Raw genomic sequence first — 12,275 nt, 5'->3', positions numbered from 1 at the left:
AGGGCATGTCCAGATCAGACATGGCTGTGGCTGTGGGCGCCGGGGCCGGCAACCACAAGGTCGTCCTCGGCGTCCAGGATCTGGACCGTGCCCTTGGTGCCGTCCACCCGCAGCCGCTGGCCGGTCTTGATGGTGGTTGACCCGGAGCCCGTTCCGGTCACGGCCGGCAGTCCGTATTCACGGCACACGATCGCGGCGTGGCTCATCATGCCGCCGATGTCCGTGACGGTTGCGCTGATCTTGCCGAAGATGGGTCCCCAGGAGGGCGCCGTCACCGTAGCCACCAGGATCTCGCCCTGCTGAACCTCGGAGAGCTGGTCGGCGTCGGTGACCACCCGGGCCAGGCCTTCCACCACGCCGGGCGAGGCGGCCATGCCGCGGAGTCCGCCGCCTTCCACTTCTTCGCCCGCTCCCAGCCACTGCTGGACCTGCTCGGTGGTGATGCCCCAGAGCATCCTGGTGAAGGGTTCGGTGATGGAGGCCGGCGGGGTGTTCAGGGCCGGCGCGGGGCGGGCGGTCTTGAGGGCGTCCACGATGCCGCGGCGGCGTTCGATCTCCTCGGGCCAGTAGTCGGGGCCGATGGGCTTGGCGCCCACGCCCCAGCCGGTGACCAGGTCGAAGAGGGCGTCGCGGACCTCATTGCGGCCCAGATAGAGCAGGTCGTCCGGCTGGGTCCAGAAACCCTCGGCATGCATCATGCGGGAGAGTTCGCGGATCTTGCGCCAGAAGACGCCCATGGTCCAGTGCTCGATGTAGAAGTTGTGGTTCTCCACGTAGGGGTAGGCGGTGGCGGCGAGGCCGCGCTTGGCGTCGAAGACTGCCTGGTTGTCGCCTTCGAGGAGGTCCCGGTATTCCTCGATGATGCGGTCGCGTTCGGCGATGAGGGCCTCGACGGGACGCATGATCTCCTGGCTTTCGTCCACGCGGCGGATGTAGTCGGCGATGTAGCCCAGCGGGATTTCCTGGTTCACGTTCCAGTACTTGTCGTGGCCGTAGAAGCCGTTGCCCACGGTGAAGTTGAACCACGGGTCCTTGGCACCTTCGTACTGGGCCAGCCAGCGGTCCCCGCCCGGGGCGGCGGCGATGGCACCCAAAGTAGCCTCGACGTCGTCCGTGTTTCCGAAATGGGGCTGCAGGCCCAGCTCGACGGCGAGCTTGGCGAGCTGCTTGAGCTCGTCATCGGGGCGGAACAGTTCCATGTCCACGCCCTGGACCATGCTGGCGATCGACTGGTCCGGGATATTGGGGAAGACCTGCTTGCAGAAGTTGAAGAAGTCCAGGTAGGCGATGTAACCCAGGTTGAGGAACTCGAAGTGGTACTGCCAGTTCTGGTAGGCCAGCTGGATGAGCCGGTCGTAGCTTTCAAGGAGCTTCTCGGAGCCGTCTTTGCCCTTGCCGGAGGTGATGTCCTCGAGCGGGACCATGTCCGGCAGCTTGGGGAAGGAGATGGTTTCCATCTCGGCGATGGTGCCCTTGACCTTGACGTGCCAGTCCTTGAGCAGCTGCTCCCAGTTCTGGAAGTAGTGGCCGACGCGCTGCTCGAACAGCGGCACGCGGGCGGCGATCTGGTCCTCCGGGACGGGAATGGGGGACATGTAGAGGTAGCCCAGGTGGATGCGGAACTCAATGCCGTTGGCGTTGGGGATCATGAGGTGCCGGGCGTTGTACTGGCCCAGGCACTTGACCGCGAATTCGCCGCCGATGGTCTCGAAGGGCTTGAACACGGTGGGCCAGTGCTGGCTGTCGCAGAACCAGAACTTGGCGTCCTCCTGGTCCTTGAGCTTGTCCTGGAACACCAGGTAGTAGGGGTAGATCTTTTCCCAGCCTTCGGCCCCGGCGGGAACCGGCAGTTCGGAGGGCTTGGGGAACGACTTCATGGACATGGCGGTCCTTTCAGGAGGGCTCGGCGGTGAGCCTTGGTGGGGGTGAAGCCTCGGATGGGGGTCAGGCAGTCGGTTTGAGCGCGGGGGTGCTCAGTCCGGAGAAGTAGCCGCCGGTGACGACGGGCTGGGGTGCGGTCACCGGTGCGGGCTTGGAGGAGTGGACCGTCTCCGGCCGGGACTGCAGGAGGAGCAGGTTTTCGCCGTCGGGGAGATCCGCGTCGAGGGCCCACTCAATGTCCTGGGGGCACTTGTAGTGCTTCTCGGCCCGCTTGGCCATCTGGGCGACGGCGGTGAGCTCGGCGTCGGTGAGGCTGCGGCGGCCCCGGCGTTCGTCGTCGACCTCGCGTTCCACCAGGCCCTTGGCGCCGGCGTCCGGGACCAGTTCGGCGTGCTTGTCGCCCAGGTGTTCGGTGACGACGGCGAGGGTCACCTTGTCCAGCACGATGTTGTCCGGGGTGACCTGGCCGGAGACCACCATCTCGCCCACGCCGTAGGAGGAATCGATGGTGATCTTGGACCGGTCGCCGTTGGTGGGGTCCATGGTGATCGCCACGCCGGAGACCTTCGAGTTGACCATCTTCTGCACCACGACGGCCATGGAGAGGCCTTCGTTGGGGATGCTGTTCTTGAGCCGGTAGATGATGGCGCGGGAGGTGTAGAGCGAAGCCCAGCACTGGCGGATGTGGTCGGTGACTGCCTTGACCCCGTCCAGCCAGAGGTAGGTGTCCTGCTGCCCGGCGAAGGACGCGTCCGGAAGGTCCTCGGCGGTGGCGCTGGAGCGCACTGCCACGGGGACAGGGGCGTCGAAGCGTCCCATCAGGGATTGGTAGGCGGCGATGGTCATGCTGCGCAGTTCTTCGGGCACGGGGCGGGAGCAGATGTCCTCGCGGATGGCCGCGGACACCTGGTCCACCTGCCGGGTGTCCTTTGGGTCCAGGCCGGCGAGCAGTTCGTGGATCTTCGCCGTGATGCCGGCTTCGTCCATGAAGGCATCGAACTGGGCGGTGGTGACGACGAAGCCGGGCGGAACGGGCATGCCGGCGGAGGTCATGGTAACCAGGGACGCTCCCTTGCCGCCGAGGTTTTCAAGCTTCGGCTCGATGCCGCCGTCGAAGAACTGGACATAATCGTTGCTTTGCATGGTGTTTAGGCCTCCCAGGTGACAGGAACGGTCTCGGGAACACGGAAGGAGAGGTTTTCGCGGAAGGCGATGTCCCCGGGGGCGTCGAGCTGCAGCCGGGGGGCGAGCCGGGCCACTTCCTCGAGCGCGATTTTTGCCTGCAGCTTGGCGAGCATGTTGCCCAGGCAGTAGTGGATGCCGAACCCGAAGGAGAGGTGCTCGCGGGCGTTCGGCCGGGTGATGTCGAAGTCCCCGCCGTCGGTGAACTTGGTTTCATCGCGGTTGGCCGAGCCCATCAGGAGCAGCAGCTGCGAGCCCTCCTGGATGGGTACTCCGCCCACCTCGGTGTCCTTGAGGGCTTTGCGCCGCCATCCGACGATGGAGCCGGCGTAGCGGAGGACCTCGTCGATGGCGGCGGGGATCTTCTTGGGATCCGCCACCAGCTGCTCCCACTGCTCCGGACGGGCCAGGAGCTCGCGCAGGGCGTTGGAGATGAGGGTGGTGGTGGTCTCGTGCCCGGCGAAGAGCAGGCTGTAGAGGACCGAGGCGATCTCGTGGTCCGAGATTTCGGCGCCGTCCTGCTGGGCCTTGACCAGGTCTGCGGTGAGGTTGTCGCCGCCCTGTTCGTGGGCCGCCCGGACCAGTCGCAGGCATTCCTGCCAGTACTCCACCAGGTTGTGGGCGTGCGGGATCTGCTGTTCGTCGCTGAGGTCGCCCCAGGTCATGGCGGCGCGGGAGTCCGACCAGCGCTTGAACGTGTCCACCTGGGAAACGTCGGCCCCGATCAGGGTGAGGATGGTGATCGTGGGAACGTCGTAGGCCAGGTCCTTGACCAGGTCCCCGCGGCGCTCTTCGCGGGACAGCATCTTTTCGAGCAGGTCCACCACGTTCTGCCGGATGAACGGTTCCAGCGCCTTGTAGCGGCGGGGCGTGAAGGCTTTCTGCACTACGGCGCGGATGCGGGTGTGCTCCGGCGGACGGCGCGCGGACAGGCCGGAGTAGGCGGTGAAGCCGCCCTCTTCCATGATCTTTTTCGCGGCGGGTCCGCGTTCCCGGACCGGGGCCTGGGCGTTCTCGCTGGAGAACGTTTCCCAGTCCTCGAAGACGGCTTTGATGTCGTCGTACCGGGAGACGACGTACAGGCCGGTGCGCTCATCGAACATCACGGGCTGCTCGGCCCGGAGCTCTGCGTAGGCGGTGAAGGGATCCTTCATCTGGAAGGGTTCGTAGCCGTGGTGCCCGGCGGGGGCTTCGGCGCCGTACCCGAAAGGACAACGGCCAGCCGTTTCTGTCGACGATGACATGTTGACTCCTGGTGACTTGGCTCCGCCCGGCGCCTCGGGGCGGCGGGGGTTTCTTAGTGACCAGTGTGGTCCACATCACCGGGCGGGGACAGCGCCGGCTTCCACTGGACGGAATCGAACGTCAGAAGCGCGGACCTTTGTGGACGCCGATCAATGTCTCCAGGGGGATCCGCGCGGTGGCCTTTTCGATTTGGGCTGAGATGCCCTTGAGGACGGGGAGGTACCTGGTCATGGTGGATGCCTGTGCGGTGGGCAGCACCAGGCCGATCGCGGCGCCGATCCGACCGGTATGGAACACCGGGACCGCGATGGAACAGGAGCCAAGCCGCACTTCCTCGAGGGTGGTGGCGTAGCCCTGCGCGTGGATGTCCACCAGCTCGGCGGTGAATTTTTGCGGGTCGATATGGGTGTGGGCGGTGGCGCGTTCCAGGTCCCGGTGAAGGTAGGCGTCGCGCACCCAGTCGTCTTCGAACGCCAGGATGACTTTCCCGACGGCGGTGGCGTGCATGGGAAGGCGGCCGCCCACCCGGGAGGCGCGGGGCACGCGCTTGGAGCCGTAGACCCGGTCGATGTAGAGGACCTCATTGCCGGCCCGGATGGCCAGGTGTGCCGTCTCTCCGGTCAGCGAGAACAGGTCCTGGATGTAGGGGTGGGCGGCATCGCGCAGCTGGCGGCCGGTGTTCTGTGCGAGCTCCCACAGCCGGATGCCCAGCTGGTAGCGGCCGTTGGGTTCGCGCGAGAGGAATCCCCAGTCGGTCAGTTCGTTCACCAGGCGGTGCGCGGTGCTGAGCGGGAGCCCGGATTTGTCTGCAATGTCGGTCAGGCTCAGGGCGCCGCGGGACGTCTCGAAGGCTTCCAGGATGGACAGTACTTTGGACGTCACGGTGCGTCCGGGGTCGCGGCTGCCGCCGGCCATGGGGGCCTCCTCGCTCCTGGCGCTGGGCCCACGGTGCCGGCAGCGTCCGGATTGAGTCTAAGCGCGGGAACGGCTCCGGGCCGCGCCGGTTTCCAGGTCAGCCAAGCAGGCGTTGCCGTTGCGGCCAGAGGGTGACCGATTCCAGGGCTGACAGCGCCCGCGCCATGGCCTGCGCCTCGGCGGTGAACAGGTGGCCGTGCACGCGCTGGGAACAGAGCCGGAGGGCCTGCCCGCGGTCCAGTCCGAACCAGTCCATGACGGTGTCGATGCCGTGCGGGCTGAGGCGCCAGGTCTTGTCCGCGTCCTTGACGATGGCGTCCTCGATGGAGAGGGCCTCCCGCCGGGAATCGTGGCCGTCGATGATGCCCAGGATGGCGGGGATCCTGGTGTGGTCGTAACGGCACTCGGCGAGGATGTCCGCGGCCAAGCGCGCCCCCTCCTTTTCGTGCAGCAGCACCAGGTCCTGCCTGCCGCCGCCCGGCGCAATGGCGGCCAGGACATCGCCGGGCGGGACCTGTGACCAGCCGACGTCGTGCAACAGGATGGCGGGAAGCACCACCGCGGCGTCCGCCTCCGGGTGGGCGTCCAGCAGGGCGCGGGCCAGGCCGAAGGCGTAGAGGGTGTGGGTGTCGTTGTCCCGGACCTGCAGGTACGGTGCGGCGAGGTCCCAGATCCCTGCCAGCACCGGGTCCAGCGCGATGACCCCGGCCGGGTTCGGCTCGATCCCGGAGGCAACAGCGGCGGCGTCGAGGCCTGAGTGGTTGGCGGCAGGCTGCAGCTTCGTCATTCCTACAGCCTGCCCGGCATCGTGCCCACGGGCAACGGGCGGCTTCTGCCCAGTGGAACCGGGCGGTGGGCGGACGACGGCGTCACCCACGGCACGCTTTCGGCCCACCTGGGGCGGGGAAGCCCCGGAAACCCGAGGACCCGCCGTCGTGCGCTGCCTGAAAGCCTGCCCGGCGTGACGCCAGGACGGGGACAGTCAGGCCTTCCGTCCCTCCAGGTCTGCCAGGGACGTACCCCTGGTGTCGGAAGACATCAAGGTGGCCGCGGCCGAGACCAGGCAGATGCCGAGCGTAGTCAGCCCGATGGTCAGCGGGATGTTCGCGGAGCCCGGAGGGGCGATCGCCGTGAAAATGCTCGGGAAGAACGACGCGATCATAAGTCCAATGTTCTGCGACACCGCGAAGCCGGTCACCCGGATCCGCATGGGGAACTGCTCCTGGAAGAACGTGGCGAACGTGGCGTTCCACATCTGGAAGAAGATGCCCTGCACGATCACCACGCAGACAAAGACCAGCGGCAGGCTCCCCTGCTCGATTGCCCAGAGGTATCCGGTCACCAGGACGCCACCGATGACGCCGCCGGCCGCCATGAGCATGCGCCGGCCGATCCTGTCCGAGAGAGCGCCGAAAACCGGGATGGTCACCACGGCCGCGACATTGGCCACCAGCGTCACCCACAGGAATTCGCTGCTGGAGAAGCCGTTGCCATAGCCCTTCTGCGTGGCGTAGGAGACGCCGAAGATCAGCGTGGCCATGCCGATGACATTGGTAAACGTCATGAGGATGCAGCGGACCAGGACGCCGGGGCGGGTGCGAAGAAGTTCAACGAGCGGGAAGCGCTGCTGAACCTGGGCCGCTCCGGACTGCGCGGCGTACGCAGGAGGTTCGGTCACCCGGCGGCGGATGAGGTACCCGGCAAAGATGACGACGGCGCTGAGCAGGAACGGGATGCGCCAGCCCCAGGCACCGAACTGGTCAGCCGGGAGGAGGGCGGCGAGCGGCAGCAGGACGGCGGTGGCCAGGATTGACCCCACCTGCGTGCCCTGGAGGCTGAAGCTGGCGAAGAATCCGCGCCGGGCATCCGGCGAGTGTTCGACGATCATCGCGCTGGCACCGCCCAGTTCGCCGGCCACCGCGAAGCCCTGAATCAGGCGGAGCATCACCAGCAGGGCCGGGGCGAGGAGGCCCACCTGCCCGTACGTTGGCAGGAGCCCGACGGCGAAAGTCGCGAAGCCCATGAGCAGCATGGCGAAGACGAGCACTTTCTTGCGACCGTGCCGGTCCCCGTAGGCCCCCAGGACGACGGCGCCCACCGGGCGGGAGACGTAGCCCACCGCATAGGTAGCAAGGGAACCAATGATCCCAACGGTCGGGTTCTCTGCGGGGAAGAAGATGGTGGGAAAGATGAGCGTGGCGGCCAGCGAATACAGCGCGAAATCGTAGTACTCAAGGGCACTTCCAATCCAGCCGCTCATCGCCGCTTTCCGCGGATCCCGGGGACCGGTTCCGCCTTCCTGGCCAGCATGTACGACGCGGGTTGGGGTGGTGCTCATGGTGCTAATGTCCTTCGTCTTCATTGGCAAGGAACCGGACCGCTGTGGCAGCTGAGGCTTTGGCGGTGTCCGCGCCGCAACCCGCCGGAGAGGGGGTCGGGCGACAGCTCTTGAATCGATTCATCCAATGTAGAAGGTGACGTGCGTTACGTCAATGGGCAAGCGCTATCCAAGCCGTTAGAAGCCGCGGCGCACTGCCTGCTACCGGCTGGCGTAATAGGCCGCAGCCATGTCCTGCTTGGTGCGGCCCTGTTCTGCCACACGGTCCAGCCTGGCGGCGAACGCTTCCGCCCCGTCAAGCTTCAGTCCCAGTTCAGCAGCGGCATCCACGATCAGGTGGGCGTCCTTGCGGGCCGTGTCCACGGCGAAGGACGCAGGCTCGAGTCCCTCCTCCAGGATGAGCCCCATCTTGGTCCGCAGGTAGGGAAGGTCCAGTCCGCCGCCGTCGATTACGTCGAGGAACTGCTGCGGATCGACGCCGAGCTCCTCCGCCAGGGCAACCACCTCACCGGCGGCATTGGAGGCGGCAATGACCCAGCTGTTCACCACGAGTTTGAGCCGGGTGGCGGAGCCTTCGGCGGGGTCCTGCCCCGCCCACATGGTCCGGGCTCCGATGGCATCCAGGACCGGCGCCACCCGCTGGCGCACCGGGTCGGGTCCCGCGGCAAGCACCAGGAGCTGGCCGGCTTCAGCAGGGGCCCGGGTGCCGGAAACGGGTGCTTCCACCAGGTCCAGCCCGAGCTCCGCGGCCAGTTTGGCCAACGCGGGAACGTCCTGGACGCCCACGGTGGTGGACTGCACCCAGGCCATGCCGGGCCGGGTGCCGGGGGCCGCAGCCCGCATGACTTCTTCCACTGCGGCGGCGTCGTAGAGCATGGTCAGGACGACGTCGGCCGCCTCGACGGCGCCGGCAGGGTCAGTGGCGCGCCGCGCACCGTCCGCGGCCAGGGGTTCCGTTTTGGCCGCGTCCCGGTTCCACACCGAGACGTCATGGCCGGCCCGCAGGAGGTTCCGTGCCATGGCCGCCCCCATGATTCCCGTGCCGAGCACTGCGACTTTGAGCTTGGTATCCATCGAGTCATTCTCCTGGCTGCGTTGAGGTCTGCGTCTACCTATTCAACGTCTCCATGATTCCCCGACTTATTCAAGCCAGGGCATTTGGGTGCGCATGTTCCGGCGGAATGTCGGTGCCCCGACCTAGACTCGTTCCCATGAGCGACAGCAACCAGGAAACAATCGGCAGCCCCGAACCGGAACCGAACGCAGGGCTCAACAGGGATCCGGAAGACTGGATAACAGGGGATGAACCCATGACGGCGGCCCAGCGCAGCTATCTCGATACCCTTGCCCGCGAGGCGGGCGAGGAACTTCCCGCGGACCTAAGCAAGGCGGACGCATCAAAGCACATCGACCGGCTGCAGCAGCGCAGCAGCCGCGTGGGCGGCGACGGGGACAACAGCCAGCCACGGTAAACGGTCGACGCCGGAAGTGACGGCGGTGCCAAGGGAGCCCCGTTAGGGACCGGCTGCGTTGGTGCCGGCGGGATCAGGTGCGGGCCGAATGGCCTTACCAGGCCTGGTGTTCGCGGGTGAGGCCGAAGGGGACGGCGTCGCTGAGATCCACCGTGAACTTGTCGGCGCCATGGCGGGTCACCAGGATGCCGTGGCGACGGCCCATGAGTGCATGGGCCTTGGCGGCTGCGACGGCGGCGTCGAGCTCGGTGTCCATGCTGTGGCGGTCGGAGACGGTGAGGGTCAGGGGGAAGTTCATGGATATTGCCTGTGTCTTTCAGGGGATGGGTGGGCATACTCCGCCCAGCGCTCCCCCTGGCTGCATAGGCGGCAGGCACTTTCGCGCCTCGACCCATGGTGCCTGAGCAAAAATGTGCCAGCAACTTTAGATAAATGACGCAGGTCAGCGCCTTGGGCACCACCATTTGTCCTGACAATTACTGGCCGCAGGGCGCCGTCAATTAGAGTTGGAAGGGAGTGGGAGCCGGTTTTCGAAGCTTCCAGCTGCCTTTGAAACCCGCCCCGCGGCCCACCCGAGCCCTTATTGCGCGACCGCTGACTGTGCAACGACCTGACAAGGATTCCGCCATTTCCACCGACGCTCTCTTCGGCAATCTGACCAGGATCCGCAACGTCATCCTCCCCACTCCCGTGCGGAGCGCACTGAATTCCGGGCGTGGACTGCTGGGCGGCTTCATCGTGGTCCATTTGGTCTTCCTGGTGTTCGCCGCTTCGCTCTCCCTGCGCGGCGAGGCCTTCAGCGACACCTTCATTTACCGCGACTGGGCCATGGCCGGCTTCAACGAGGCGAACCTGACGGGCGGCCCCAGCCCCTGGGTCTACCCCATCCTGGCCCTGATCCCCATGGCCGTCGCGGGCCTCGCAGGTCCTGGACCGTTTTTCTTCCTCTGGGTCCTCATGACAACGCTCCTCAACGGCTGGGCACTGCTGAAACTCACGGAGCGGGGGCGGAACACCAACGCCATCCCCGCCGGCTGGTGGTGGCTCGCCTTTACCTTCCTCATGGGCTGGCTGGGATTCGCCCGCGTTGACGGCCTCACCGCCCCGCTGGTCCTCGTGGCCCTGGCATACGGCGTCCAGCGCCCGTTCATCGCCTCGGTCCTGCTGGCCATCGGCACCTGGGTGAAGGTCTGGCCGGCGGCCATCATGCTGGCCCTCTTCGCCGTCGTGAAGAATCGCCTGCTGGTGGTACTGGCAGGAATCGCGACTACGGCAGGCGTCGTTGCGCTGGCAGCAGCCCTGGGCAGCGTCCCCAAGCTCCTGAACTTCCTTACCCAGCAGGGCGACCGCGGCATGCAGCTCGAGGCCACCTTCACCACCCCGTGGCTGTGGCTTTCCGTCCTGAACGTGGGCGGCTCCCGCATGTACATGAACACGGACATCAACTCCATGCAGGTGGACGGCCCCGGCACCGCCACCATGTCCGTACTGATGCAGCCGCTCCTGGTCCTGGCAGCCCTGCTGGTGGCTGGCCTGGCCTTCTGGGCCCTCCACAACGGCAAGCAGCACAAGGTGGCCGGCGGCGTGGACCGGACCGAGCTGCTCCTCGCCGGCGCCCTCGCCCTGGCCGCCGCCTTCGTAGTGTTCAACAAGGTGGGCTCGCCCCAGTTCATGGTGTGGCTGGGCCCCGCCGTCGCCGTCGGCCTGGCGCACAGCTGGCGCGAATGGCGCGTCCCGGCACTGATGCTGATCGCCATCGCCGTGGCCACCTACTTCATCTACCCTCTCTTCTACGACGCCCTCAGCCACAACAACCCGTGGATGGCGCTGGTGCTGACCATCCGCAACCTCCTGGTGGTGGTCCTGTTCCTGTGGAGCGTCCGGCGCCTGTATTCGCTGGGCAAGAAGACCGCCGCACCTGCCCCCGCGCTCAAGGAGACCTAAGATTTCCACAAGGTTCTTTGACCGTTTGGTGACGGTCCGCAGCAAGGTCCTGCCGGCCAAAGTAGTGGACTGGTTCGCCCGGCCGTCCAGCGTGTGGTGGGGCTTCGCCGTCGTCCACCTGTACTTCCTGGGCTGGATGGCGTCCTTCTTCCTGAACGGCGATACGTTCAGCGACACCGAGCAGTACCGGCAGTGGGCCACGGCCGGGTACAACCCGTCGGACCTGACCGGGAAGATCAGCCCCTGGGTCTACCCCGTGCTGGCGCAGATCCCCATCTTCTTGGCGAACATCGCCGGGCCGGCCCTCTACCTGCTGGTGTGGTTCCTGATCATCACGGCACTCAACGCCGTCGGCCTGCTCTACCTGACCCGCGGCCCGCGGAAGGTGACCGGCGTGGCCCCGGCGTGGTGGTGGCTGTTCTTCACCGTCTTCATGGGCTACCTGAGCTTCGCCCGGGTGGAAGGCATCACCGCACCCATCGTGCTGATCGCGCTGCTCTACGCCGCCGAACGGCCCGTGGTGGCGGGCATCCTGCTCAGCATCGCCACGTGGATCAAAGTGTGGCCCGCAGCCGTGCTCGTACCCATCGTCATCGCCAGCCACAAGCGCGTCCAGGTGGTCCTCGCCGGCGCCGCCGTGACCGCCGTCGTTGGACTGGGGACCTGGCTGACCGGCGGGCTGCCGCACATCATGGACTTCCTGCTCAACCAGGGCGAACGCGGCATGCAGCTCGAGGCCACCTTCTCCACACCGTGGGTCTGGCTGAGCGTCTTCCACATCGCCGGTTCCAAGATGGCGGACAACACGGCCATCAACTCCACCGAGGTCTACGGCCCCGGAGCCAGTACCGCAGCGTTCCTAATGCAGCCGCTCCTGGTCCTCGCCGCCGTGACCGCCGCCATCCTGCTGGTACGGGCCATGCGCCGAGGCGCCGAGCGCGAGGAATTGTTCCTTGAGGGCTCCCTCATGATGGTCACCGCGTTCATCGTCTTCAACAAGGTGGGCTCGCCGCAGTTCATCATCTGGCTGGCCCCGGTGATCATCGCGGGCCTGGCCCACGACTGGGAGCGCTGGAAGGTGCCCGCGGCCCTGCTGATGGGCATCGCCATCACCACGTTCGTGATCTACCCGCTGTTCTACACGCCCCTGATCCACGCCCACCCGGTCATGGCGGCCATCCTCACCACCCGCAACGTACTCCTGGTGGTGCTGCTGTGGTGGTCGGTGAAACGCACGGCGGAACTGGGCCGCAGGACGTCCACGCGGGTACCCGCGGGCGCCTAGCTTTTTATTTGGC

At 66.5% G+C, this 12,275-nt stretch carries 11 protein-coding genes; 3 read left to right on the top strand and 8 right to left on the bottom strand.

What is annotated here, in order from left to right; genetic code table 11:
- Window positions 1-14: 14 nt before the first annotated feature.
- The 7 genes from ACZ9J7_RS07595 to ACZ9J7_RS07565 all read right to left on the bottom strand — a co-directional run bounded on the left by ACZ9J7_RS07595 (window position 15) and on the right by ACZ9J7_RS07565 (window position 8,635).
- Window positions 15-1,883, bottom strand: a complete 1,869-nt coding sequence (locus ACZ9J7_RS07595) for a PEP-utilizing enzyme (protein ID WP_476208321.1) — start codon at window positions 1,881-1,883, stop codon at window positions 15-17.
- A 61-nt stretch (window positions 1,884-1,944) separates the two neighbouring features.
- Window positions 1,945-3,024 carry a PEP/pyruvate-binding domain-containing protein gene (locus ACZ9J7_RS07590; protein ID WP_476208319.1) on the bottom strand — a complete coding sequence of 360 codons (1,080 nt, stop codon included), beginning with the start codon at window positions 3,022-3,024 and terminating at the stop codon, window positions 1,945-1,947.
- A gap of 5 nt (window positions 3,025-3,029) precedes the next feature.
- Window positions 3,030-4,307 (bottom strand): cytochrome P450, encoded by a 1,278-nt coding sequence (locus ACZ9J7_RS07585; RefSeq protein WP_476208318.1) that lies wholly within the window; start codon window positions 4,305-4,307, stop codon window positions 3,030-3,032.
- Between the two features lie 121 nt (window positions 4,308-4,428).
- Entirely contained in the window at window positions 4,429-5,223 is a 795-nt protein-coding gene (locus tag ACZ9J7_RS07580; protein WP_476208317.1) for an IclR family transcriptional regulator, read from the bottom strand.
- Between the two features lie 97 nt (window positions 5,224-5,320).
- On the bottom strand, window positions 5,321-6,010 hold the full coding sequence (locus ACZ9J7_RS07575; protein ID WP_476208315.1) for an HD domain-containing protein: 690 nt from the start codon (window positions 6,008-6,010) through the stop codon (window positions 5,321-5,323).
- Window positions 6,011-6,205: 195 nt separating this feature from the next.
- Complete coding sequence (locus ACZ9J7_RS07570; RefSeq protein ID WP_476208313.1) at window positions 6,206-7,561, bottom strand: MFS transporter; 1,356 nt, start codon at window positions 7,559-7,561, stop codon at window positions 6,206-6,208.
- A gap of 201 nt (window positions 7,562-7,762) precedes the next feature.
- Window positions 7,763-8,635, bottom strand: coding sequence for an NAD(P)-dependent oxidoreductase (locus ACZ9J7_RS07565; protein ID WP_476208311.1), 873 nt, complete (start codon window positions 8,633-8,635; stop codon window positions 7,763-7,765).
- 137 nt (window positions 8,636-8,772) lie between these two features.
- On the opposite strand from ACZ9J7_RS07565, the gene ACZ9J7_RS07560 reads away from it, so the two are divergent.
- Window positions 8,773-9,033 carry a DUF3072 domain-containing protein gene (locus ACZ9J7_RS07560; RefSeq protein WP_476208309.1) on the top strand — a complete coding sequence of 87 codons (261 nt, stop codon included), beginning with the start codon at window positions 8,773-8,775 and terminating at the stop codon, window positions 9,031-9,033.
- Between the two features lie 94 nt (window positions 9,034-9,127).
- On the opposite strand, the gene ACZ9J7_RS07555 is transcribed toward ACZ9J7_RS07560, so the two are convergent.
- A complete protein-coding gene (locus ACZ9J7_RS07555; protein WP_476208307.1) occupies window positions 9,128-9,331 on the bottom strand; it encodes a hypothetical protein in 204 nt (67 codons plus the stop codon).
- Between the two features lie 302 nt (window positions 9,332-9,633).
- On the opposite strand from ACZ9J7_RS07555, the gene ACZ9J7_RS07550 reads away from it, so the two are divergent.
- Together ACZ9J7_RS07550 and ACZ9J7_RS07545 are read left to right on the top strand one after the other, a co-directional pair.
- Complete coding sequence (locus ACZ9J7_RS07550; protein WP_476208305.1) at window positions 9,634-10,977, top strand: glycosyltransferase family 87 protein; 1,344 nt, start codon at window positions 9,634-9,636, stop codon at window positions 10,975-10,977.
- A gap of 28 nt (window positions 10,978-11,005) precedes the next feature.
- Window positions 11,006-12,262, top strand: a complete 1,257-nt coding sequence (locus ACZ9J7_RS07545) for a glycosyltransferase 87 family protein (protein ID WP_476208303.1) — start codon at window positions 11,006-11,008, stop codon at window positions 12,260-12,262.
- The last annotated feature ends 13 nt before the right edge of the window (window positions 12,263-12,275 follow it).

Source organism: Pseudarthrobacter sp. TE9888 (assembly GCF_056279345.1).
This window is presented reverse-complemented; position numbering and strand designations above follow the sequence as displayed.

Excerpts from the sequence above, each read along its gene's own strand:
- ACZ9J7_RS07595 (WP_476208321.1), bottom strand. The coding sequence starts at position 1,883 with ATGTCCATGAAGTCGTTCCCCAAGCCCTCCGAACTGCCGGTTCCCGCC.
- ACZ9J7_RS07590 (WP_476208319.1), bottom strand. The coding sequence starts at position 3,024 with ATGCAAAGCAACGATTATGTCCAGTTCTTCGACGGCGGCATCGAGCCG.
- ACZ9J7_RS07585 (WP_476208318.1), bottom strand. The coding sequence starts at position 4,307 with ATGTCATCGTCGACAGAAACGGCTGGCCGTTGTCCTTTCGGGTACGGC.
- ACZ9J7_RS07580 (WP_476208317.1), bottom strand. The coding sequence starts at position 5,223 with ATGGCCGGCGGCAGCCGCGACCCCGGACGCACCGTGACGTCCAAAGTA.
- ACZ9J7_RS07575 (WP_476208315.1), bottom strand. The coding sequence starts at position 6,010 with ATGACGAAGCTGCAGCCTGCCGCCAACCACTCAGGCCTCGACGCCGCC.
- ACZ9J7_RS07570 (WP_476208313.1), bottom strand. The coding sequence starts at position 7,561 with ATGAGCACCACCCCAACCCGCGTCGTACATGCTGGCCAGGAAGGCGGA.
- ACZ9J7_RS07565 (WP_476208311.1), bottom strand. The coding sequence starts at position 8,635 with ATGGATACCAAGCTCAAAGTCGCAGTGCTCGGCACGGGAATCATGGGG.
- ACZ9J7_RS07560 (WP_476208309.1), top strand. The coding sequence starts at position 8,773 with ATGAGCGACAGCAACCAGGAAACAATCGGCAGCCCCGAACCGGAACCG.
- ACZ9J7_RS07555 (WP_476208307.1), bottom strand. The coding sequence starts at position 9,331 with ATGAACTTCCCCCTGACCCTCACCGTCTCCGACCGCCACAGCATGGAC.